General features: G+C 66.2%; 20 protein-coding genes and 1 pseudogene. 9 read left to right on the top strand and 12 right to left on the bottom strand.

The features are described 5' to 3' along the window. Positions 1-80 precede the first annotated feature (80 nt). The 3 genes from F8E02_RS00280 to F8E02_RS00270 are packed head-to-tail and all read right to left on the bottom strand — an operon-like array spanning position 81 to position 2,847. Positions 81-1,157, bottom strand: a complete 1,077-nt coding sequence (locus F8E02_RS00280) for an ABC transporter ATP-binding protein (RefSeq protein WP_317063417.1) — start codon at positions 1,155-1,157, stop codon at positions 81-83. Between the two features lie 5 nt (positions 1,158-1,162). Beyond that, positions 1,163-1,864, bottom strand: a complete 702-nt coding sequence (locus F8E02_RS00275) for an ABC transporter permease (protein ID WP_317063415.1) — start codon at positions 1,862-1,864, stop codon at positions 1,163-1,165. 56 nt (positions 1,865-1,920) lie between these two features. After that, positions 1,921-2,847: a substrate-binding domain-containing protein gene (locus F8E02_RS00270; protein WP_317063413.1), complete on the bottom strand. Its 927-nt coding sequence runs from the start codon at positions 2,845-2,847 to the stop codon at positions 1,921-1,923. Positions 2,848-3,178: 331 nt separating this feature from the next. Here F8E02_RS00270 and F8E02_RS00265 point away from each other — a divergent pair, with 331 nt between their 5' ends. Continuing rightward, a complete protein-coding gene (locus F8E02_RS00265; protein WP_317063411.1) occupies positions 3,179-4,312 on the top strand; it encodes a putative sulfate/molybdate transporter in 1,134 nt (377 codons plus the stop codon). 304 nt (positions 4,313-4,616) lie between these two features. Beyond that, on the top strand, positions 4,617-4,871 hold the full coding sequence (locus tag F8E02_RS00260) for a SemiSWEET family sugar transporter (protein WP_317063409.1): 255 nt from the start codon (positions 4,617-4,619) through the stop codon (positions 4,869-4,871). Positions 4,872-4,877: 6 nt separating this feature from the next. Here F8E02_RS00260 and F8E02_RS00255 read toward each other — a convergent pair whose 3' ends face one another. The 3 genes from F8E02_RS00255 to wtpA all read right to left on the bottom strand — a co-directional run bounded on the left by F8E02_RS00255 (position 4,878) and on the right by wtpA (position 7,923). After that, positions 4,878-5,939, bottom strand: a complete 1,062-nt coding sequence (locus F8E02_RS00255) for an ABC transporter ATP-binding protein (RefSeq protein WP_317063407.1) — start codon at positions 5,937-5,939, stop codon at positions 4,878-4,880. Then, positions 5,926-6,816, bottom strand: coding sequence for an ABC transporter permease (locus F8E02_RS00250; protein ID WP_317063405.1), 891 nt, complete (start codon positions 6,814-6,816; stop codon positions 5,926-5,928). Before F8E02_RS00250 ends, F8E02_RS00255 begins: the two co-directional genes overlap by 14 nt. A 66-nt stretch (positions 6,817-6,882) precedes the next feature. Continuing rightward, positions 6,883-7,923, bottom strand: coding sequence for a tungstate ABC transporter substrate-binding protein WtpA (wtpA, locus tag F8E02_RS00245; RefSeq protein ID WP_317063403.1), 1,041 nt, complete (start codon positions 7,921-7,923; stop codon positions 6,883-6,885). 224 nt (positions 7,924-8,147) lie between these two features. Here wtpA and hisD point away from each other — a divergent pair, with 224 nt between their 5' ends. Continuing rightward, entirely contained in the window at positions 8,148-9,398 is a 1,251-nt protein-coding gene (gene hisD, locus F8E02_RS00240; RefSeq protein WP_317063402.1) for a histidinol dehydrogenase, read from the top strand. A gap of 242 nt (positions 9,399-9,640) precedes the next feature. Beyond that, positions 9,641-10,095 (top strand): annotated as a pseudogene (locus F8E02_RS13050) (GxxExxY protein). A gap of 206 nt (positions 10,096-10,301) precedes the next feature. Here the strand turns inward: F8E02_RS13050 and F8E02_RS00230 are convergent. Together F8E02_RS00230 and F8E02_RS00225 are read right to left on the bottom strand one after the other, a co-directional pair. Beyond that, a complete protein-coding gene (locus F8E02_RS00230; RefSeq protein ID WP_317063398.1) occupies positions 10,302-11,249 on the bottom strand; it encodes a HEAT repeat domain-containing protein in 948 nt (315 codons plus the stop codon). Positions 11,250-11,357: 108 nt separating this feature from the next. After that, positions 11,358-12,221 (bottom strand): HEAT repeat domain-containing protein, encoded by an 864-nt coding sequence (locus tag F8E02_RS00225; RefSeq protein ID WP_317063396.1) that lies wholly within the window; start codon positions 12,219-12,221, stop codon positions 11,358-11,360. Between the two features lie 157 nt (positions 12,222-12,378). Here F8E02_RS00225 and F8E02_RS00220 point away from each other — a divergent pair, with 157 nt between their 5' ends. Beyond that, complete coding sequence (locus tag F8E02_RS00220; RefSeq protein WP_317063394.1) at positions 12,379-14,844, top strand: heavy metal translocating P-type ATPase; 2,466 nt, start codon at positions 12,379-12,381, stop codon at positions 14,842-14,844. After that, positions 14,834-14,983 carry a YHS domain-containing protein gene (locus F8E02_RS00215; protein WP_317063392.1) on the top strand — a complete coding sequence of 50 codons (150 nt, stop codon included), beginning with the start codon at positions 14,834-14,836 and terminating at the stop codon, positions 14,981-14,983. Before F8E02_RS00220 ends, F8E02_RS00215 begins: the two co-directional genes overlap by 11 nt. A 138-nt stretch (positions 14,984-15,121) precedes the next feature. Here the strand turns inward: F8E02_RS00215 and F8E02_RS00210 are convergent, their stop codons facing one another. The 3 genes from F8E02_RS00210 to F8E02_RS00200 form a co-directional block, all read right to left on the bottom strand. Then, a complete protein-coding gene (locus F8E02_RS00210; RefSeq protein WP_317063391.1) occupies positions 15,122-16,075 on the bottom strand; it encodes an HD domain-containing protein in 954 nt (317 codons plus the stop codon). Positions 16,076-16,160: 85 nt separating this feature from the next. After that, positions 16,161-16,874: a dolichyl-phosphate beta-glucosyltransferase gene (locus tag F8E02_RS00205; protein ID WP_317063389.1), complete on the bottom strand. Its 714-nt coding sequence runs from the start codon at positions 16,872-16,874 to the stop codon at positions 16,161-16,163. Further along, positions 16,868-17,383, bottom strand: a complete 516-nt coding sequence (locus tag F8E02_RS00200) for a DJ-1/PfpI/YhbO family deglycase/protease (RefSeq protein WP_317063387.1) — start codon at positions 17,381-17,383, stop codon at positions 16,868-16,870. Before F8E02_RS00200 ends, F8E02_RS00205 begins: the two co-directional genes overlap by 7 nt. Before the next feature lie 326 nt (positions 17,384-17,709). Here F8E02_RS00200 and F8E02_RS00195 point away from each other — a divergent pair, with 326 nt between their 5' ends. Together F8E02_RS00195 and F8E02_RS00190 are read left to right on the top strand one after the other, a co-directional pair. Next, a complete protein-coding gene (locus F8E02_RS00195) occupies positions 17,710-20,169 on the top strand; it encodes an SdrD B-like domain-containing protein (protein WP_317063385.1) in 2,460 nt (819 codons plus the stop codon). Between the two features lie 228 nt (positions 20,170-20,397). After that, the gene (locus F8E02_RS00190; protein WP_317063383.1) at positions 20,398-20,880 is read left to right on the top strand and encodes an SdrD B-like domain-containing protein; all 483 of its coding nucleotides are present in this window, start codon (positions 20,398-20,400) and stop codon (positions 20,878-20,880) included. A gap of 17 nt (positions 20,881-20,897) precedes the next feature. Here the strand turns inward: F8E02_RS00190 and F8E02_RS00185 are convergent, their stop codons facing one another. Next, the gene (locus F8E02_RS00185) at positions 20,898-21,131 is read right to left on the bottom strand and encodes a hypothetical protein (RefSeq protein ID WP_317063381.1); all 234 of its coding nucleotides are present in this window, start codon (positions 21,129-21,131) and stop codon (positions 20,898-20,900) included. A gap of 88 nt (positions 21,132-21,219) precedes the next feature. Between F8E02_RS00185 and F8E02_RS00180 the strand changes: the two genes are divergently transcribed. Beyond that, on the top strand, positions 21,220-22,866 hold the full coding sequence (locus F8E02_RS00180) for an ATP-dependent DNA ligase (RefSeq protein WP_317063379.1): 1,647 nt from the start codon (positions 21,220-21,222) through the stop codon (positions 22,864-22,866). Positions 22,867-22,997 lie beyond the last annotated feature (131 nt).

Raw genomic sequence — 22,997 nt, 5'->3', positions numbered from 1 at the left:
CTGCGCGTGCTTTGGGAGCGATCGCACCTCTTTCCGGTCGTTGGTGCTCGTGCAGGTGCCCGGCGGGGGATGACGGGCCCTCAGCCCTGCCGGACGGCGTGGGCCGCCTCCGCCGAGAACGAGACCACAACCCGGCTCCCCTCCCGGAGGCCGAGGTCGTCCACCTTCTTCCAGGCGAGGACGGCCGAGAGCGGGAAACCGCAATCGACCGTCACCCTGCTGAACGGGCCGCGGGGGACGATGGAGGTCACGGTGCCGGGGAGGATGTTTCCGTCAAAGACTCTCCCCCCCCGGACCGCCGGGGCGATCCGGAGGTCCTCGGACCTGATGCAGAGGGAGACCCTCTCCCCCGGCCTGAACGGCGCAGCAACCCTCACCCGGACGCCGCCGGCATCGACCGCGTTGGTGCCGTTCTCGGTGACGACGACCCCGTCGACGATGTTCTCGGTCCCGACGAACCGGGCGACGTCCCGGCTTCCCGGGAGGGTGAAGACCTCCCGCGGCGTCCCCACCTGTGCGAAGAGACCGTTCATCAGGACGCCGATCCGGTGGGCGAGCCGCTGCCCCTGATACATGTCGTGGGTGGAGAAAATGATCGTCGTGCCGAGGTCGCGGTTGATCCGGATGACCAGGTCCTCGATCGTCGCCACCGAGACCGGGTCGAGGTTCGCCGTCGGCTCGTCCATCAAGAGGATCGCGGGCTCGATCACCATCGCCCGGGCAAGAGCTACCCGCTGCATCTCCCCGCCCGAGAGCGTCCTGGCCCGCCGCTCCCCGTAGCCGGCAAGCCCGACCATCTCGAGGGCTTCCTCGACCTTCTCGCGGATCGTGGCCTCCCTCGCTCCCCGGAACCGGAGCCCGACGGCGACGTTCTCCGCGACCGTCGTGTTGAAGACCGCCGGCTTCTGAAAGACCATCCCCATCATCCGGCGGATGGTGAGGCTTCTTGCCTGCTCCCCGTGGATATCGGTGCCTTCGATCCGGATCGTCCCGCCCGTCGGGGTGTCGAGGAGGTCGATGAGGCGGAGCAGGGTCGACTTCCCGGCGCCGCTCGGCCCGATGACGGCAAAGATCTCTCCCCGCTCGACCCGGCCGGTGACGCCGGCAAGCACGCTCCTGCCGTCGAACTCTTTTCTCACGCCTTCAAGTTCAATCATGGGTTCTACCTGTGCTGGATCGTGGTGATGACGAGGTTGACGGCGAGGGCGATGACGAGGAGGATGATCCCGAGCGCGATCGACGAAGAGATGTTGCCCATCGAGGTCTCCAGCGATATCGCGGTCGTCAGGACCCGGGTCGAGCTCGCGAACGACGATGCCATGATGTTGCCGCCGACCAGGATCGCCGCACCGACCTCGGAGATCGCCCGCCCGAACCCGATCGCGACGGCGGCGAGAAGGGCAAACCGCGCCTCCTTCATGACGTTGACGAGGAACTGGAGACGGGTCGCGCCGAGCGACCGGAGAGTGTCGCGGATGACCGGGTCGACACCGGAGAGCGCCGAGATCGTGAGGCCGGTCATGATCGGGAGGACGAGGACCGTCTGCGCGATGACCATGGCGGTCGGGGTGAAGAGGAGCCGCAGGAATCCGAACGGCCCGACCCGGGATATGAGCAGGAATATGAGGAGCCCGACGACGACCGTCGGCAGGGAGTAGAGTGTCTGGATCAGGTTGATCAGGCTCTTTCTGCCGGGGAACGTCCCGAAGTAGATCGCGGCGCCGAGCGGAACGGCGATCAGGCCGGCGAGGATCGTCGCCGTGAGCGAGATAATGATGCTCCGCACGGCGATCCCCATCACGTCGGCATCGAGCGTGACGATGAGCCGGACCGCCTCCAGAAATCCCTCGACAATCTCGTACATGCTCTGCACCTATTGTGGTCTGCCGGAGGCAAAATGGGGTGGGAATTTAGGCCGGATCAGGCGACCGGGTCCTTCACTTCAGCCTCGGTCACGCCGATCTTCGCCCAGTCGTCCTTTGCGGCGTAGAAGAGCGGCTGGCCGTACCGGTCGACGCCGAAGGAGGCGATCTCTTTCTGGACATCGTCGGAGATCAGGAAGTTGACCCAGTCCTTTGCGACGGTACTGTTGATATCGGGGAACTTCTCCTGGTTGATCTGCATCGCGGAGTAGACGTTGAGGAGGATCTCGCCCTCGTCCACGATCGTCACGAGGTCGAGGTTGCCCTTGTAGGCGAGGTAGGTCCCGATGTCGGAGAGGGTGTAGGCCTCTTTCTCGTTTGCCATCTCAAGGGTCGCGCCCATGCCCGTCCCGGCCTCCCGGTACCAGTCGCCGGAGCCCTTGATCTGTGTGGTGTAGTTGAACCCGGCAGCCTTCCAGATGGCCTGCTCTTTAGAGTGCGTGCCCGAGGCGTCGCCGCGCGAGACGAAGATCACGTTCGCGTCGCCGGCCATGCCCTTCTCGCGGATGGCGGTGAAGGCCGCTTCGGGGGTCATGTTCGCGACCCCTGCCGGGTCGGACCCGGGCCCGACGAGGACGAAGTAGTTGTAGGCGAATACGCGCCGGTCGGCCCCGTAGCCATCGGCGAGGAAGGTGTCTTCACGCGCACGGTCGTGGACCATCATGACGTCCACGTCGCCACGCTGCCCGTACTCGAGCGCCTTGCCGGTCCCGGCGGAAACGATCAGGACTTCGGCGTTGTACTGCTTCTCGAAGATCGGGGTGAGGTGGTCGAGGAGCTTGGTGTCGTAGAGGCTCGTCGTCGTGGCGATACGGAGCTGCTGCTTCTCTGCGGGAGGCTGGTCGGTTGTTGTCCCGGTGCAGCCGCAGATGAGTATGAGGGCGACCATGAGGGCCGCAACGGCAAAAAGGGTTCGTCTTATCATACCCAGTATGGTAGCCCGACCTGCGAATTAAATCCATTGCATTTGCACGTGTATCAATAGTATTAAGTTAACTTGTTTTCCGTTGGGGTGTTGGTAAGTTTACCTCCGCTGGAGTGCCGGGGGGGCGGCTCCCCTCACCCGATCACGACACCGCGTTGCCCTCCGCTTCGACGAAGAGGGCCGTCTGCCCCCGATAGCAGATCGCAAAGGCCATCGGCGCGGAGATTCCCCGGGCACTGCAGTCTCGCGGGCGAGCGCTGTAAGCTCTTCTGATTAACGCAGGAACATTCCGCAACCCCCAAAAGGAGGAGGCGACAATGACTGAACGATTATGGGGGAGAGGCTCGGGACGGAGGAGCGTGGTATCCGGATAACCCTTGAAGAGGTCGCCGGGGCCGTCGGTGACTTCGGGACCATCTTCCCCATCCTGCTCGGCGTCGCCATCGTCTGCCCGGATGTGAACGTCAGCCACTTCTTCCTCTTCCTCGCTGCCTGGTTCGTCATCGCCGGGTTCTACTACCGCCTCCCGATCCCCGTGGAGCCGATGAAGGCGATCGGGGCCGTCGTCATCGCCGAAGGCCTCTGTGCCGGCGAGATCGTGGCCTCAGGCCTCGTCGTCGGGGCGCTCTTCCTCATCATCGGCCTCGTCGGCGGCATGGCCTGGCTTGGGGAGCGGATCCCGAGGTGCGTCATCCGCGGCGTCCAGGCAGGGCTCGCGCTCCTCCTCCTGAAGACTTCGCTCGATTACGTCCTCGTTGACATCCTCTTTGCTGCTATATCCATCGGGATCATCCTCGCCTTCTTCGTTTTGTCGCAACGGACCCGGACCCCCGACGTCTCCGCTCTCCTGGTCCTCATCATCGGGCTTGGTGTCGGGATCGCCGTGCAGGGGATGCCGCCGCTCCACCTGATGCCTCTCCCCGCTCTCGTCGTCCCGATGCCCGTAGACTTTATCGCCGGAACCTGGGACCTCGTCCTCCCGCAGATCCCGCTCACGCTCGCGAACGCCGTCCTCGCCACGTCGCTCCTCACCTACGACCTCTTCCCGAAGAAGGGCGTCGACCCCGACAGGCTTTCGCGGACCATCGGCGCTATGAACCTGGTATCGACGCCGCTCGGCGGGTTTCCGATGTGCCACGGCGCCGGGGGGCTCGCCGCCATGTACCGGTTCGGGGCGAGGACCGGCGGGGCGAACATCGTCGCCGGCCTCTTCATCTTCGTCTTCGCCGTCGCCTTCGCCCCGCCGGAGGTCCTGACGCTCATCCCGCTCGGGGTCTTTGGGGCGCTCCTGGTCTTCGTGGCGCTCGAGCTCGCGAAGCACAGCGTGAAGACTGACTCATACCTGGTCACGGGGGCCATCGCCGTCCTCACCCTCGCGATCGGCCTCAGCGTCGCGTTCATCGTCGGGATGGTCCTTGCCTATGCGCTGGAACGGCGGGTGGGAAGGCAGCGGACCGGGCCCTGACCCTGTCCTTCGCGTTCCTCGCGGCTTCGCGTGAGACTTAGCGGCTGCCCTTCACTCTACCTCACGCGAAGCCGCGAAGGCGCGAAGCGAGCATAAGCACCATCAGGTGCGAAGTGCGACGGATCGGAGCATGAGACAACGGCGTTCTTCTTCGCTTGCATAGGTGGGTAAGGAGGCTTGCAACCGGCAGCGCTCGTATGCCGGTGCTCCGGGCAGGGCAACAGTGAAACGGGGGCCGGGTGAGCGTTGTGCTGCGGCCCGGCCAGGGTTTATCTCATTCGGCGGGAGACCTGAGAGGATACTCATGGACACCGTCACCGTCCTCGGCCTCGTCGCCGGCTCGCTCACGACGCTCTCGTTCGCGCCGCAGGTCGCGAGAGCCTGGCGCACGGGCTCGACCGCCGACCTCTCGCTCCTGATGCTCGTCGTCTTCCTTGCCGGCGTCCTGCTCTGGCTCGCCTACGGCGTGGTGAGGGCGGACCCGGCCATCATCGCGGCGAACGCCGTCACGGCCGCTCTCATCGGCCTGCTCCTCTCGCTGAAACAAAAGAACGGGTGAGCCCGCTCACCCGCGGATGACGTGGATCGCCGTCGCCTTGACCGAGAGGGTCACGGGGGTGCCCGGCGCGAGCGCGAGGTCGCGCACCGACCGCCGGGTCAGGACCGCGGTCAGGACGACGCCGCTGTCCACCTTCACCTCGGCGACGGGGCCGTTCTCTGCGACCGAGACGACCGTCCCGGCCATCGTGTTCCGGGCGCTGGAGCGGCGTTCGCCACCGACGGCGATGACGACGTCGTCGGCCCGGATGCAGAGGGTGATCTTCTCGCCCGCGGCTGCCTCCGTCACCGCCTCGAACGTCCGTCCCCCGGCATCCACTGTCGCGAGCCCGTCCTCGTTTGCCGTCACTCTCCCGTCGAGGATGTTCTCGACCCCGACGAACGAGGCGACCTCGCGGCTCTTGGGCGCGTTCAGCACGACGCCGGCCTCTCCTTCGTCCACGAGGGCCCCGTCGATGATCACCGCCACCCGGGTGGCGAGGAGGTGGGCTTCCCGGCGCGAGTGGCTCACCTGGACGATGGTGAGCCCCTCCTCCCGGTGGAGGCGCCGGAGGTCCTCGATGAACTTCTCCTGCGTGACCGGGTCGAGGGCCGAGAGGGGTTCGTCGAGGAGGAGGATGTCTGGTTTCACCGCGACGGCCCTCGCGAGCGCCACCCGCTGCTGCTCCCCGCCGGAGAGGGTGCCCGGGTAGCGGTCAGCGAGATGGGCGATCCCGAACCGTTCGAGGAGGCCGGCGACCCCACTCCTGGCCTCCGCCTTCCGCATCCCCCTGACCCGGAGGCCGTAGGAGACGTTGTCGCTGACCGTCATGTTCGGGAAGAGCGAGTAGTCCTGGTAGACGAGGGCGACCCCCCGTCTCTCCGGCGGGAGCGCGGTGATCTCCTCGCCCCGGAGGAGGACGCGGCCGTGCTCGGGCGAATGAAGGCCGGCGATCGCCTCGAGGAGGACCGTCTTTCCCGCACCGGACGGTCCGACGACGAAGTAGTAGTCGCCCTTACCGATCGTGAGGCTGACGTCCTTCAAGCGGAACGAGCCTAAGTTGAGCGAGACCCGGTCAAACGCGATCATCGTACCTCCCCATGAACCGGGTCATCCGTCTGAGAAGGTAGAAGACCCCGAAACTGATCAGGATGACCGCAAAGGCGATGCTCCTGCTCGTGTTGATGCCGTCCGTCGTGAACGAGTAGTAGATCAGCGTCGATATGATGAACGGGTAGTAGGCGATCATGACGACGCCGGCGAACTCCCCGATCGCCCTCCCCCAGGCGAGGACGGCGCCGCTGTAGACGTGCCGGAGGCTTAAGGGGAGCGTGACCGTCCGGAAGGTGGTGAAGGTCCCGGCACCCAGCGTGCGGGCGACGTTCTCCAGGTGGACCGGCACTTTCTCGAAGCCCTCCCTGACGGTGTTGACGTAGAACGGCGAGGCGACGAAGAGCATCGCGACGACCGTCCCCGGGTAGGCGTCCTCGAACGCGAGCCCGATCTCCGAGAGCGGGGCGCCGAGCCATCCCCTGCGCATGAAGAGGAGGTAGACGAGCAGGCCCGCCACGGTGTGCGGCAGGATGAGGGGGATATCAACGATGCTCTCGACGATCCCTTTGAACCGGGAGGGGCGCGCCCGGGCGAGGACGTAGGCGAGCGGGGTCCCGAAGAGGACGAGGAGGAGGACGGCGTTCGCTCCCGCACCGAACGTGAGGAGGATCGCGTGGATCACCGCAGACGATGTCGCCACCTCGATGAGGTGGGCGGGGTTCGCGAGCTCCGCCGAGGCCATGCTCGCGATCGCGAGCACCGTGATTCCGACGAGCAGCGCACCGAGGATGCAGAACCCGATGGTGCACCAGTCTACGTAGCGTCCCCGGTGCCCCTTCCACCGGGTGGCGGGGCGGATATCTCCGCCACACTCTGCCGGGAGGGGGTCGGTTGAGAGCGTTTCAGTCTTCATGTCCGTCTGTTGCTGATACCCTGTTTGTGTCCGCTTCGCTGAAAGTCTGTCGGAAAAGAGGGGGGTTCAGGCCTGCATCGAAACGAGCGGCTGAAGGCCGGCCGGGACGCTGCCGTAACCGTCCGCAGGCACGATCGGGGGCTGGCCGTCGGCGGTGAGGATCTCCTGGCCGGTGGCGCCGATCAGCATCTCGACGAACTCGATGCCGAGGTCGGGATGCTGTGCGATCTTCGGGACGGTCACGCCGTAGACGATCGGCGAGCCCGCGTAGAGCGTGGTGCCGTTGCCCTTCTTCGCCTCGGTCCGGACGCTCGCGTAGGTCTCCGCGAACTCGACCGACGAGAGGTCGATCTCTTCGGGGAGCTCGATGAAGCGGAGGTCGTTCTGGACCGCGACGCTCCTGTACTCCCAGGCGTAGTCGAGTCCGCCGGACTGGACCATCTGGACGAGTTCGACGCTCTTAGGCCGGATGACCATCTTACCGCCGCTGGGCTTCGGGTCGGCTGCGTGGATCGTGGAGGTGCCGTTCTCCTCGGTGACCGTGATCTTGCTATTCGCCCCGACCAGGGTCTCGAAGATCCGGTCGTCCCCGTAGTGGCCCTCGGCGAGCTGGATCACCATCGGGGTGCGGTAGCCGCAGGGGTCGGAGTTCGGGTCGGCAAAGCCCCACCGGACGCCGTCGCGGGCGAGGATCTCATACCAGTTCTCGGCGGTGATCTCATTTGCGTACCTGCTCTCGTTCGAGTAGGTCAGGACCATCCGGTTCTTCGCGAACGTGAGGTACCAGTCGGCGTCCTCGGGCATCATCATCTCCGGGATGAGATAGTAGTCGGCGGAGGCGAGGACGTCGGCGGGTTTGCCGTTCTCGGTGATCTTCTTGATGCAGTCGACGCTGCCGGCGGGCTCGAGGAGGACGGTGACGCCGGGGTGGTCGGCCTCGAACGCCGCTTTCACCTTCTCAAACGGTCCGGTCAGGCTTCCTGCATGGAAGACCTTCACCTGGACGTTCCCGGCGGGTGTCGAGTCGGTGTTCGTCGTGCAGCCGGAGAACAGGACCGCGGCGACGATGAGGAAACATGTGAGCGCACATAGGCGGAGTACCTTCATGGTATAGCGGGTACGCCGACTGTAATATTAAGCATGTTCTTTCTGGTTTAAGTTAACTACTTGTGATTTACCTATGTTCTCCGGGGCTGCAGGTCCTGCCAAACCCGGAGTTCCGGCTGGATCCGGCTCCGTTGCAGGTGGAGGAGGATGCAGGGCCGCCTGCCGGTGGAGAGGGCGATCCGGTGCCGAAACCTTAACGCTCCTGCCCGCCGACCCTCTTCCTCATGTGGCAGGCGCTGGATATCGAGACGTGGCTCGCCGGACGGCGGTCGGACCTCGACCGGGTGAAGGGACCGGTCTCTGAGATCGTCGGGAGGGTGCGGGCGGAGGGCGACGCGGCCCTCCTCGACCTGACGAAGAAGTTCGATGGGATCGATCTTGAGGAGATCGCCGTCTCCGACGAGGAGCGGGAGGCGGCCTACGATCAGGTGGACGCGCAACTGGTCGAGAGCCTGGTGGAGGCGGAAGCGCGGATCAGCCGGTTCCACGAGCTGCAGCGCGGGCGCGACCTCTGGCTGCAGGAGATGGAGCCGGGGGTCACCCTCGGCGTCAAGACGACGCCCTTATCCCGCATCGGCGCCTACGTCCCCGGCGGCCGGGCGGCATACCCCTCGACGGCGCTGATGTGCACGATCCCGGCGAAGGTCGCGGGCGTCGCGGAGATCTGCTGCTGCACCCCGCCGCCGACGAGCCCGATCACCCTCGTCGCGCTCGATATCGCCGGGGTCGACGAGATCTACCGGGTCGGCGGCGCCCAGGCGATCGCGGCGATGGCGCTCGGGACCGAGACGGTCCCGCGGGTCGAGAAGATCGTCGGGCCGGGGAACGTCTACGTCACCGCGGCGAAGATGCTTCTCCGGGACGAGGCCGAGATCGACTTTCCGGCGGGGCCGAGCGAGATCGCGATCCTCGCAGACGGGACGGCGAACCCGACCTTTGTCGCGGCCGATATCCTCGCGCAGGCCGAACACGACCCGAACGCCGCCTGCGTCCTGGTGACGACCGATGCAAGGATCGCGGATGCGGTCGGGGCCGAGGTGAAGCGGATGGCCGCGGAGGCGAAGCGCCGCGAGATCGTCGCAAAAGCGCTTGAGCACTCCGGCTACATCGTCGCCGGCGACCTCGACGAGGCCGTCGCGACCGTCGACGGGATCGCCCCCGAACACCTCTCGGTCCAGGTGGCCGACCCGCTTGCCGTCCTCAACCGGATACGGAACGCCGGATCGATCTTTGTCGGCCCCTACGCGGCGGTGGCCTGCGGTGACTACGCCTCGGGGACGAACCACGTCCTCCCGACGGCAGGATACGCCCGGCTCTACTCGGGCCTCGACGTGAACCACTTCTGCCGGCGCTCGACGGTCCAGGTGATCACGCGGGAAGGCCTTGAGGCGATCGGCGATGTGGTGGAGACGATCGCCGACGCGGAGGGGCTCCACGCCCACGCGGAGTCGGTGCGGGTGCGGAGAAGAAGATAAGAAAAGACTCTTTTTTGTTCCCACTCTGCAGAAACGGAGCTTGAACATTACTGGATGTATGTATCGACTGACGAAACACGGGGTGGTGCTCCTGGTCGACCATTTTCACCCTGCACGGCGCACTTTCATGTTCCGGAGAGTCGACGAGGCATTTGTATGGCCGGGGACTCCAGAATTCGTACCTGGTTTTGTTTCCTGTCTCACGCGAAGCCGCGAAGAACGCGAAAGAAAGGAGGGTGTTTATGAATGTGGAGGAGGTCTCGTCGGTTGTCGTTGATGCGGCTTACCACCTGCACCGGGATCTGGGGCCAGGGCTGCTCGAATCTGTCTATGAGGCTGTCCTTGCCCAGACACTAGAAAAACGTGGATTGCAGGTGGAACGGCAGAAGTCCGTGACGTTCGATTACGATGGGATGCACTTTGACGATGGTCTTCGGGTGGATTTACTGGTGGAAGGTTGTCTGGTGGTTGAGTTAAATCTGTCGAAAGAATTGCTCCAGTTCATGCCAAGCAGGTGTTGACGTATCTCCGGTTGATGCAACTTTCTCTGGGCCTGCTGATAAATTTTGGTGCAGGGACGTTCAAGGAAGGCGTGAGACGGATCGCCAACAACCACACGGACTTTACGTCTTCCCGCCTCCGCGTAAATCAACGATATATGGCTGATGTTGCGGTCCCACATGAAGACAAGGTATGAAGACGGGCCGCCAACTGCGCGTGAGTTAATGGGGTATAGTGGGGAAGAATTCATGCGAAAGACACGAAACCGCGAAGAGGTGTTACCCTCAGTGACATGCCGAACTTCGCGTTCTTCGCGGCTTCGTGTGAGGTAATGGGCATGAAGGTTGGCATGCCCCGGTCAACGAAGCGCAGTTCCTCTGGGTCACTAACGCCTGAGATGTGTCACCTTGATGTCGGCGCCGAGGGCTCCGGCGCGGCCTTGCCCCGGACCATCCGTATCTTCTCCATCGCGTCCTCTGCGACGCTCTTCTCCTCGGCATCCCCGCTCCGGGCGAGGTCTTTGAGCGCATCGATCGCCCGCGGGTTGCCGATGTACTTGAGCGCCCCCGCGGCGTAGAGCCGGACGTTCCGGTCGGCGTCCTTCGTCGCCGCGATCAGCGGCTCGACCGCGGCGTCGCCTATCCGGAAGAGGGCGCCCCCCGCCGCCCCCCGGACATCCGGATTCCCGTCGCGGAGCAGATTGATGAGCGGCTCCACCACGGCCGGGTCGCCGGTATCGCCGAGGACGCCGGCCGCGACGATCCGCTGCTCCGGATCCGATCCGGTGAGCACCTCCGTGAGCGGCCCGATCACCTCGTTCCCGAGCTTCGCGAGCGCCCCGGACGCCTGGCACCGGAGGTCGTCGCTCGCGTCTCCGAGTGCCCGGACGAGGGGCTGCACCGCGTCGGGATCGCCGACCTCGCCGAGGATGGCGGCTGCGTAAACCCGCCGGATCTCCCTCCGCGTCTCGACCTCCCAGGTCCGGCCGCCGGGCCCGATCACAGTCGCCGCGCCTCCGGGGGCTCCCGGCTCCTCGTACCTCCCCGACGCCTCCGGGCTCTCGAGAAGTTCGACCAGCGGCCCGACCGCTGCGCTCCCGAGCATGGTGAGCGAGTCTGCCGCCGCTTCCCGCACCGCCGTCATCGGGTCGCCGAGCGCCCGAATGAGCGGCTCGACCGCTCCCGGCCCGCCGAGGTCTCCGAGAGCCAGGGCGGCCCGCTGGCGGGTCAGCCCGTTACCGCTCCCGAGCGCCTCGACCAGACCGTCCGCATCCTTCTCAGCCCGCAGAAGATCGATGTTGTACCGCCTCTCGCCCTGCTGCTCCGCGAGAGAACTTCCTCCTTGCTCCAATCTTTTCGCCTCCGGTTCCGGCGTATGACGCCCCACCGGTATAAGAACCTTCTCCGGCAGAAACAGGTCGGCCGCGGGGCCGGAAAAAGAGGGTGGTCTGTCCCGGCATCAGCGGGACGCCGGCGGAACGGGCGTCGGTGCCCCCCGTCTCTCACGGTACCGCGCCATCCCGTCCTCGGCCGCCCTCCGGACGGCGGGGTCGCTGTCGTTGAGCGCCCGGCCGAGAGGGCCCTCGGCCCGCGGGTCGGCGATCTCGCCGAGGATGACGGCGGCGTATGCCCGGCGGATGCCCATGCCGGGGAGGGCGCCTTCCGGCACGACAACCGCTCTCCGGGCTCCGGGGAAGAGGGCCTCGTGCTCCCTCGCATCTGCCGGACCCCCGAGGAGATCGTGCTGCGCGAGTTCGCGATGCCGGAGACTCTTTCGCGTCCCGACATCCGCCGGCCCGCCGAGGAGGTCGTGCTGGGTGATCTCCTCCTCCGTATCGCGGGACGTCCCGGCTCCCGCTCCCCGGAGGTCCTCCGGGCCGCCGAGCATGTCGTGCTGGGTGATACCCCCCGTGTGCCGGAGCCTCCTCTTTGCAAGCGGTATGCCCTCGGGGCCTCCGAGCAGGTCGACCTGCGTGAGCCCCTCCCAGGGCGCCTCCCGCGGCAGCCCGTACGCCGCGGCGCCGGGACGCTCGAGGAGATCGATCAGCGGCTCGACCGCCGGCGTCCCGACCATCACGAGCGCGTTCGCCGCCCCTTCCCGGACACCCTGGACCGGGTCGGCGAGCGCGCGGATGAGTGGGTCCACCGCCCTCCATTCGCCGAGCGCGCCGAGGGCGAGTGCGGCATTCCGGCGGACGACCGGATCGCTGCTGTTCTGCAACGCTTCGGTCAGACCGCCGGTGTCCCGCCCCGACGTCATGCGCTCAAGATCGTATCGCTTCTCTTCTCGTGATTCTCCTATCGGAAGATCCCTTCTCTGCACCTCAATCACCTCAGGATGGGATGATAATAACCGTTTTTTAATATAATAATGTTGTGTATAAAATTCTGGGATGCCCCGACCGGTATCCGGGCCCTCCCGCCAATCGCCGCGGAGAAGGGGGTGCAGGTATTTATCCGCCGAGAGCGAGGAGAGTATCATGCCGGAGGAGAGACGAAAGGCGGAGCTGAAGATCTCCGGGATGCACTGCGCGTCCTGCGCTCTCAATATAGAGAAGGCCCTCCAGGGCCGGGACGACGTCTACGAGGCCCGGGTCAACCTCGCGGCCGAGACCGCCACCGTCGAGTACGACCCGACGCGGGCCACCCTCGCCGACCTCGAGCGGACTGTCGGCGACGCCGGATTCGAGGTCGTGAGGAACGAGGTCACCGTCAGAGTCGGCGGGATGGTCTGCGCCTCCTGCGCCCAGGTGATCGAGATCTCGCTCACCGATCTTGAGGGGGTCTACGAGGCCCGGGTCAACCTCGCGACCGAGAACGTCCGGGTCGTCTACAACCCCGCACTCGTCACGATCTCCGATATCCGGGCCGCCGTCGAGGATGCCGGCTACCAGTACCTGGGGCTCGAGGAGGAGGTCTCCGAGGACGTCGAGGCCCGGATGCGGGAGGAGGACCTCCGTGACAAGTTCCGGCGCTTCGCGGTCGGGTTTGCGGTCAGCATCCCCCTCTTCTTCTACATGCTCTTCGGGATGCCGGGGATGGGAGCACTCCCGGTCTCCGTGAACCTCGTCATGCTCGTCATCACTCTCCCGGTCTTTGTCTACGTCAGCGCCCCGATCTTCAAGGCGGCCGCGGCGGCGCTCCGGAACCGGGCGCTGACGATGGACGTCATGTACGCGATGGGGATCGGCGTCGCCTACGGGGCAAGCCTCCTCGGCACCTTCAATATCGTCCTCACCCCGGCCTTCAACTTCTTCGAGACCGCGGTGATGCTTGCCTCGTTCCTGACGCTCGGCCGCTACCTGGAGGCCCGGGCGAAGGGGAGGACGTCGGATGCCATCAAGAAACTGATCGGCCTGCGGCCGAAGACCGCGACGGTGATCCGCGACGGCCGGGAGGTCGAGGTCCCCATCGAGGACGTCGTCGTCGGCGACGTCATCCTGGTCCGGCCGGGGGAGAAGGTGCCGGTGGATGGCCTGGTCGTGGGCGGCGAGAGTTCCGTCAATGAAGCGATGATCACCGGCGAGCCCATCCCGGCCGATAAAAGGGAGGGCGACGGGGTCGTCGGCGGCACCCTGAACGTGAACGGCGTCCTCCGGGTCAGGGCCGAGAAGATCGGGAAGGACATGGTCCTCTCGCAGATCATCAGGCTCGTCCGGGACGCCCAGGGCTCGAAGCCTCCGGTGGAGCGGATTGCGGACGTCGCGGTCTCCTACTTCATCCCGGTCGTCCTCGCGATCGCCACCGTCGCCTTCCTCGTGTGGTACCTGGTCCTGGATGCCACGCTCCTCTTTGCGCTCACGGTCCTGATCTCGATCCTGGTCGTCGCCTGTCCCTGCGCGCTCGGTCTCGCTACCCCGACCGCCGTGACCGTCGGGATAGGGAGGGGCGCCGAACTCGGGGTGCTGATCCGGAACGGCGAGGCGCTTGAGATCTCCGAGAAGCTGACCGCGGTCATCTTCGACAAGACCGGGACGCTCACCCGGGGGAAGCCCGACGTCACCGATATCGTTCCGGCCGGGATGGGGGAGGGCCGGCTCCTGTCACTCGCGGCGGCGGTCGAGAAGAACTCCCAGCACCCGCTCGCGGAGGCGGTCGTCCGGCGGGCGGAGAGCGCCGGCGTCAGCGTCCCGGCATCGGAGCGGTTCACGACCTTCGGCGGCAGAGGGGTGAGCGCCGTGGTGGAGGGGGAGGAGGTCCTGATCGGGAACCAGCCCTTCCTCGACGAGTATCGCATCGGTGTCCCCCCCGAAGCGGAGAGCCGGATCGCCGCCCTCCAGGACGAGGGGAAGACCGCAGTGCTCGTCGCCGCCGCGGGCAGGTTCGCGGGCATCCTCGCCATCGCCGATACCCTCAAACCGACGACGAAGGCGGCCATTGCGGACCTCAAAAAGATAGGTCTTACGGTGACGATGATCACCGGCGACAACCCGCGGACGGCAAACGCCATCGCGCGGGAGGTCGGGATCGAGGACGTCCACGCCGGGGTGCTGCCGCAGGAAAAGGCACGGGAGGTCCGCGCTCTCCAGGAGCGGGGCGAGGTCGTGGCGTTCGTGGGCGACGGTATCAACGACGCCCCGGCGCTCGCGCAGGCGGACGTCGGGATCGCGATCGGGAGCGGGACCGACGTCGCGATCGAGAGCGGGGATATCGTCCTGATCCGCGACGACCTCGTCGACGCCGTCGCGGCCATCGAACTCTCCCGGAAGGTGATGAGCCGGATCAAGCAGAACCTCTTCTGGGCGTTCGCCTACAACTCGGCCCTCATCCCGCTCGCGGCAGGCGTGCTCTACCCCTTCTTCGGCATCACCTTCCGGCCGGAGTTTGGGGCGCTCGCGATGGCCCTCTCGTCGGTGACGGTCGTCTCGCTCTCGCTGCTGCTCAAGACATATATACCTCCGGTGAAGAGAGGGATGATGTCGGAGGTTGATGCACGTGGCAGTTGATCCGGTATGCGATATGGACGTCGACGAGGCGACCGCGAAGTTCAAGAGCGAGTATAAGGGGAAGACTTACTACTTCTGCGCTCCGGGGTGCAAGAAGCTCTTCGAGCGGGACCCCGAGGCCTACCTGAAGGGGGAGTGACCTCCCTTTTTTGCGGTGCGAAGCACCTCGCCGGGTGGGATCGGAAGGGCGATATACCCGGAGAATAATAGGATATTTGTGATTTCGGGCGACACCCGAAGCCCTTTTTGATATAGCAGCCCGTGGTTTACTGCCCCGTCAGAACCGGTAGACCGCCTTCCCGGTCCGTGCCCCCTGCCTTCCCTCGCCCGGCGCGAGGTCCGCAGCGTCGTCGCAGGCTGCCCGGAGGGTGGCGCTCGCGTTGTCGGCGAAGTGGACCGTCCAGGCCTCCGGGGTCCGGGGCTGGATCTCGCCGTACTGGCCGTGGTGCGCCATCAGGATATGGAGGATGTGCGCGAATCGCGAGGGGTCGACGCCGTCCGCGTGCCGGAGGAGCGCCGCGGCGCCGAGCGCCGTGTGCCCGACGAGCGTGTAATCGGGAAGCGCGACGAACGAGAATCCCTTGCGGCGGAAACAGGCCGCCTTCCCGACGTCGTGGAGGAGGGAGCCCGCGAGGAGGACGTCGGTGTCCATCTCCGCCCGGCAGATGGTGGCGGCGAGGGAGAGCGCTATCTCCGCGGTCTCGAGGGTGTGTTCGGCAAGGCCCCCCATGTAGGCGTGGTGGTGGTGTTTGGCCGCGGGCGCTTCGAGGAACCCGGGAGTATCGTCGATGACCCTCACCACCAGGGACTGGATATCGGGGTCCTCGATCTTCGCGATCATGCGGCCCAGCCTCTGCCGGATATCGGCACAGTCCACGGGCGCGTAGACGAAGAGCGACGGGTCGAACTCGGCCGATAGCAGCGGGGCCTCGAAGCAGGCGATCCCGTCGTTGACGTTGACCTCGCAGGAGCCGTTGTAGACCTTCGCGTAGCCCCAGATCCGGTAGACCTCGCCGACCGCGATCGCGCGGTAGAACTCCTCGATCTGCCCTGCATAATCGGGTGTCCCCCAGACCTTGCAGGCCCCCCGGCCCGTCCGGTCGGAGACGGTGAGCTGGATGTACTTGCCTCCGTCCCGCTTCTCTTTCAGGTCTGCAACCTCCACCACGAAAGGCGCATCGACCTGCATGCCGTCCCTGAGTTCCTGAACGAAGACCGTCTTCTCAAGCACCGTGACTCTCGCTCCTGCAGAATCCGTCGGCCTCAAAACCCTTAAAACCCGGCGGTTTGTTCCGGCGCGGAGAGGGCCGCGTCCCTCACCCGAACCGGAGCCGGACCATGCCAAGAAGCATCTTCTTCGCGTCCGTCGTCGCCACCTTCGACTCGTCGCGGTTCTCCCAGGTGATCGGGACCTCCTCCACCCGGCACCCCCTCTGCCGCAGCCGCCAGAGGAGCTCGACGTCGAACTCGAACCCGGTCGACCGGATGGCGGGAAGAACCTTATCAAGCGCCTCCCGCCGGAAGGCCTTCGCGCCGCACTGGGTGTCGCAGTAGCCGAGCCCGAAGAGCATCCTCACGAGGAGGTTGAAGAGGCGGCTCTCCACCCGGCGCCGGAACCCCTGCCTCACCGGGAGGACGGAGTCGGGGAGCCAGCGCGACCCGATGACCCCGTCCGCGGCCGCGAGACGGTCGAAGAGGCGTTCCATCTCCGCAAGGGAGGTCGAGCCGTCCGCGTCCATGTAACCGACGTAGCGGGTGGTCGCGGCCCGCATCCCGGCGACGACCCCGCCCCCTTTCCCGAGACGGGTGGGATAGGTCAGGCACCGGATGGCGAGCGACGGGTGGGCCTGTGCGAACGCCCCGATGACCGCGGGGGTGGCGTCGGTCCCGTCGCAGACGAAGATGAGGTCGCCGGAAAAGCCCGATAGGTCGAGAAGGAGCGATTGTATCCTCTGCTCTTCGTTGTATGCGGGGATCACCAGGGTGCAGTCACCCCGGCTCACGCCGCCGTTGCCGGTATCGTTCAGCATTCCAGTTTCGTGATGATGGTCTCGGCGAACCCCGCCGCAGCAGCGGGGCCGTTCGCGGTCACGACCTGCAGGTCGGCGACGACGGGGATGGGAAGAATGTTTGCCCCGGCCTTCTTCATCTCCTCCATCGCCGCAGGGCTTGAGTACACCGTGGCCTGCCGGCCGGCGAGGATGCCCGCCCGGGCCAGGACGACCGGCGCGAGGCAGATGGCGGCGACGACCTTGCCCTGCTTGAAGAACTCCCGGACGAGGGCGACGAGCCGCTCGCAGCCCCAGAGGTGCTCCTCCGAGCCGGAGCCCCCGACGACGACGATCCCGGCATATTCTCCGGGATCGACGTCGTCAAACGTCATCGCCGCCTCCGCGGTGCCGCCGAGCATCCCGGTGCAGGTGCCGGCGGTCGTGGAAACGATCTCGACGCCGATCCCCGCCTCCTCGAAGGCTCTCTTCGGGACCTCCAGCTCCTCGTCCCTGAACCGTTCCGGTGCAATCGCAAGCAAGAGTCTCATGCAGGTCTCCTATCTAGGATTTGTTCATAAGCGTATTGATGGTTGCGGGGTGGACGGCTTGCGAGGGATAGTGGAGGTACCCTCTCCGGAAGGCGCCCGCTCCACACCGGATCGCCTGCGCGTGATTTGAAATAACATTATTATAATAATGTCGCGATTCAGGTCCAGAACCCCGCGGCGGTATGGAGCCCGCGAAGTCTGCAGGAGACCCCGCCTCTCCCGGACCCGGCCTGCGCGTCGCGCCGATCGCAGGGCGGAGAGCCGGGCGGGGATCCCCGGTGCGGGCCGCACAGCGTCGCGGGGGTCGATGAGCGGAGTTTATACCCATGCGATGCGGCACCTATCTCTGGATCGTCTTCCTCTCGGCACTCGTGTTCGTTGCAGTCGCGGGAGCGGAGAGCGAGGACTATGTTGTCACCCTGAACCGGACCTACGGCGGACCGGACGCCGGCGAGGCGGTATACGCGATCGTCGCTGATCCTGAAGACGGCTTCTTCCTTGCCGGGGAGACGGGATCGTTCGGGGCGGGGAAGACGGACGCCTGGCTTGTCCGGCTGACGGCGGACGGCAGCGAGGAGTGGAACCGGACCTACGGCGGGGAGGAGGCCGACACCGCGCGCTCCGTCCTCCTGACCGAGAACGGCACCCTCCTCCTTGCCGGCAACCTGACCTATGTCACGAACGGGACGCGGCTGGACACCGACGCCTGGCTCCTGATGGTCGACCCGTCGGGCGACGAGGTCTGGAACCGGACCTACGGCGGCGCGGACGTCAACGCTTCGGCGAACGCGGTGACCCCGACAGGTGACGGCGGCTTCCTCTTCGTCGGCTCCACCGCGGCCTGGGGAGGGAACGAGTCGGATGCCTGGGCGGTCAGGGTGAACGAGACGGGCGGCGAGGTCTGGAGCAGGGTGCTCGGCGGGTCGGGGAACGACACCGCGAACGCCGTCGTCCGGCTCCCCGACGGGGACTTCGTCTTTGCCGGCAGCACGGAGTCGTCGGGGGCCGGGATGGCCGACGTCTGGGTGGTCCGGCTGAATGAGTCCGGCGGCGAGGTCTGGAACCGGACGTTCGGGAGCCCCGACGACGATCTCGGCCGGGCGGTGATCAACACCCCGGACGGCGGCCTCCTCGTCGCCGGAACCTTTACGGAGAGGCCGGATAACGAGACAATCGACACCGACGCCCTCCTCATCAAACTCACCCCCGCCGGCGACATAATCTGGAACTGGATCTACGGGGATTTCGGCGTGAACGAGTCTGCTACGGCCGTCATCTGGGCCGCTGACGGCGGCTATGTCTTCGCCGGGGAGACCGGATTTTTGGGCGTCGACGACACCGACGCCTGGATCGTCGGGACGGATGCCGCCGGCGCTGTGGTGTGGAGCAAGATCGCCGGCGGCGTGAACCCCGGCGACCGGGCCGCGTCGCTCGTCGAGGCGGAACCCGGCGGGTACGTCGTGGCCGGCACGTTCAACGCCACGGTGCGGGATGGGTCGGTGAATACGGATGCCTGGGTGATAGGGCTCGAGAAGGCCCCGGAGCCGACGCCGACTCCGACCACGACCCCGACGCCCGCGCCCACGGTGGCACCCCTCAAGCCCCCGAAGGCACCGGTCGTTCCCCAGAAGACGCCGGTGACCGCCGCCCCGACCCCGGTCCCGACGACGCCCACGCCCATCCCCACCCGGGTCATAAAACCCGTCGGGGAGGTGACTATTCCGCCGGCACCCACGCTGACAGTGGACCCGACGCCAAGAGTGACGGTGGGCCCGACGCCGAGAGTGACGGTGGGCCCGACACCAAGAGTGACGGTGGGCCCGACACCAAGAGTTACGGTGGGCCCAACCCCGAGAGTTACGGTGGGCCCGACCCCGAGAGTGACGGTGGGCCCAACGCCGGCGCCACGTGACGATGATGATGATGACGACGATGAGCGGGACGACGATGATGGCGAGAGGAGGGCGCTCTCGGGAACCGTCTGGTACGACCTCGATGGGGACGGGGCTCCCGGTCCCGGCGAGCCGGGCATCCCCGGCATCAGCGTCCGGTTGATCGGGATGCGGACGATGTTCGATGCTGCGGTCACCGGGCCGGACGGGTCATACCGGTTTGAGGCCGTCCCCACCGGCGGTTACAGCGGCGCCGAGTTCCTCCTGCCGGACGGCTACTCGTGCACGATCTCCGGCCCCGGCAACGACGCCGTCCTGCTTGACGGGCTGGCGTTCGCGGGGAGCGTTGACGGGCAGGAAACCCTGAACGCCGGGTTCATCGGCGACTACCAGACCGAGACCCCGGAGACGGCCTACGGGTGGGTTCTCGGGACGACCTGGAGCGACGACAACCAGGACGGCATCCGTGACGAGACCTACGGCATGACGGACGTCGAGGTCCGCCTCATGGACGCGGAGGGCGAGGTCCTGGCGTCGGCCCGCACGGGTTATCACGACCGCTACACATCCTTCTACCTCTTCGGCCCCCTCCTCCCCGGCGAGTACGCCGTGGCGTTCACCCCGCCGGAGGGCTACGTCTTCACGGCCCCCGGTGGGAACAGTTCTCCAGACCCCTCAACCGGCTCGACCGATCTCTTCGTCGTCGGCGGGGGCGACATCGTCACCAGGGACGCGGGGCTGATCATCCCCGCTCCCACGCCGACTCCGCCGGCAGGCGAGGCGGGCGGAGCGGGCGATGTGGCGAGCCCGGAGAACGAGAGCATCGGGGACGGCGGGGATGCGCGCGATCCGCCTCCCCCTTCGCCTGATTGGGATCTGCCTACCCTGGCGTAATCTGGCCTGGTTTACTGCATTTATGGGTCAATTTTTTGGAAATTAGGTATTTTTATCTGCCGGATGTGGGTGCCGCCTGCTCCGGTACATTTAACAATCTTCATATAATATAACGACTATCCTGGGGTCGAACCCCGACGGACTGGGGATCGGGAAAAACCCGCTCAGTCCCGGGGGTTGCACCATCCGGACCGCCCTCGCCGGCGTCCGGAAGGCGAGGTGAACCAGATGAGAGCAATCAGCGTTCTTACAACCATCATAACAGCAGCACTGGTCTTCGGTACGATTGCAAGCGCGGCGGGCGCAGTTCCGCCGGAACCGGATCTCGGCCGGACCGTCGGCACGATCGGGGGGACCATCTTTCTCGATGCCGACGCCGACGGCGTCCAGACCGCCGGCGAATGGGGGATGAGCGGCGTTGCCGTCAACCTTCTCGACGCTGCGGGGGAGAGGATCGCGACGGCCGAGACCTTCTCCCACGCCTGCGAGGGCCTCTACATCTTCAGCGGCGTCGGCCCGGGAAACTACACCGTCGAGGTCGTCCTGCCTGAGGGCTACGCCTTCACCGTCGCCGGGAACGATACGACCGGCGCGACGGCGAGCACCATCGACCCGGTCAATGGGACGGTCGAGATCGCCCTGACGGAGGACCTGATCGAGGAGTCGGACCTCGTCGTCAGGGACGCGGGGCTTGTCGCCGCCGGAGCCTGACGGCACCCATCACCTTTTTATTGGTGTTTTTCGACGTGCTGCCGGAGCATCGTCCCCGGCCGGTAACGGTCGGCGATCTCGAGCGTCTTCGCCCGCAGGGCCGCGTGCTCGGCGATGCAGGCCTCCGGGGGAGCCGCTTTCCGGAGGATCTGGGAGGTGTTCTCGGTGATCTGGATGAGTTCGGTCGCGATCAGGCTGTTGAGCCAGATGAGGTCGCGGAGCATCTCCTTGAGTTCTTCGTCCTGGTTCATGGATGAAGATTGGCGGTCCTTCCACTTCAACCGTGCCAAAGAGGAGGGTTGATGCGTCCCGCGGCGAAATGCTTCAGGAGATATGGGTATGCAATTTCTGGAGTTCGCCGAGGTTTGCGAGCGCCTCGAGGGGATAGCAGGGCGCCTTGAGATGATCGAGCAGGTCGCCGCCGTCCTCCCCCGGCTTGACGACGACGAACTCCCCGTCTTCGTCCGCTTCATCATGGGGAGGGTCTTCCCCGACTGGAGCACAAAGAACCTCGGCGTGGGTCCGAACCTCCTCTACGACGCCGTGGCCTACGTCGTCGGGACGAAGAGGGATACGGTCCGCGAGGCGATCAACGCGACCGGGGATGCCGGCCTTGCCGTCGAGCGCCTCCTCGCGAAGAAGGAGCAGACCTCGTTCTTCATGCAGGAGCTCGGCCTCGTCGATGTCTACCGCGAGTTCGAGCGGATGGCGGCAGCGGGCGGGCAGCGGTCGCAGCGGGAGAAACTCCGTGTGGCGCAGGGGCTCTTCGGGAACGCCCGGCCCCTTGAGGGGCGCTATCTCGCAAGGCTGATGCTTGAGGAGCTCCGGATCGGGATGGGCGAGGGGAACGTCCGCGACGCCGTCGCCCGTGCGTTCGCGGTCGACGTCCGCCTCGTCGAGCATGCCCACCAGGCGATGAACGATCTGGGGCAGGTCGCCCTCCTCGCCCGGCGCGACCCCGACGCCCTTTCCCGCGTCACGATCGAGCCCTTCCGGCCGGTGAAGATGATGCTCGCCCAGGCGGGGACGATCGCCGCCCAGCTCGAGGACCACGGCGAGGTGGCGGTCGAGCACAAGTACGACGGGAGCAGGTTCCAGTTCCACAAGGTCGGCGGCGTCTCGCGGATCTACTCGCGGAAACTCGAGGAGGTCACGGGGAGCCTCCCCGACATCGCCCGGCTCCTCGTGGAGGCGACCAATCACGACGTCATCTTGGACGGGGAGGCGGTCGCCGTCCGGGACGGGAAACCGATGCCGTTCCAGTACGTCATCCGGCGGTTCAGGCGCAAGCACGAGGTCGACGCGATGATGGAGCAGATCGAACTCGTGCCGAGGGTCTTTGATATCCTCTATCTGGACGGCGAGTCGCTGATGGACCGGCCCCTCTCGGAGAGGCGGAAGATCCTCGATGAGGTGCTCACAGCCCACGTCGCAGAGCAGTTCCGGGTCACCGACGTCGCCGGGGCGGAGGCGATCTATAACGAGGCGCTCGGTCTCGGCCACGAGGGCGTGATGGTGAAGGTCCTCGACTCGCCTTACACGCCGGGCGTCCGGGGCCGCCTCTGGGTGAAGGTGAAGCCCGGCGTCGAGACCCTCGACCTCGTGGTCGTCGGGGCCGAGTGGGGCGAGGGCCGGCGGGCCGGGACGTTCGGGTCGTTCCTCCTCGCGGTCCAGGACCAGGGCCGGCTCCTCGCCGTCGGGAAGGTGGCAACCGGGATCAACGACGAGACGCTCGCGGAGCTCTACGCCCTCTTCAAGGATAAGGTGATAGCCCGTTCGGGGAAAGAGGTGACGCTCGAGCCGGATGTGGTCTTCGAGGTCGGCTACTCGGAGATCCAGGCGAGCCCGAACTACGGGAGCGGCTACGCGCTCCGGTTCCCGCGGTTCGTCCGGGTGCGGGAGGACAAGAGCGCCGACGAGGCCGAGAGCCTCGATTCCCTCATCGAGCGCTACCTCCGGCAGAAGAACGGGCAGGGAAGTCTGTAGCAACATCCCGGCCGGCAACGAAGGCGACGTGGTCTCACGCGAAGGCGCGAAGCCGCGAAGAGGAGTTACATGCCTATCTACCAAACTTCGCGCTCTTCGCGGTTCGAAGCCTGATGGCTTCTCACGCTCCG

The organism is Methanoculleus caldifontis (assembly GCF_032842345.1).
In the GTDB taxonomy this organism is placed as follows: Archaea; Halobacteriota; Methanomicrobia; order Methanomicrobiales; family Methanoculleaceae; genus Methanoculleus; species Methanoculleus caldifontis.
This window is presented reverse-complemented; position numbering and strand designations above follow the sequence as displayed.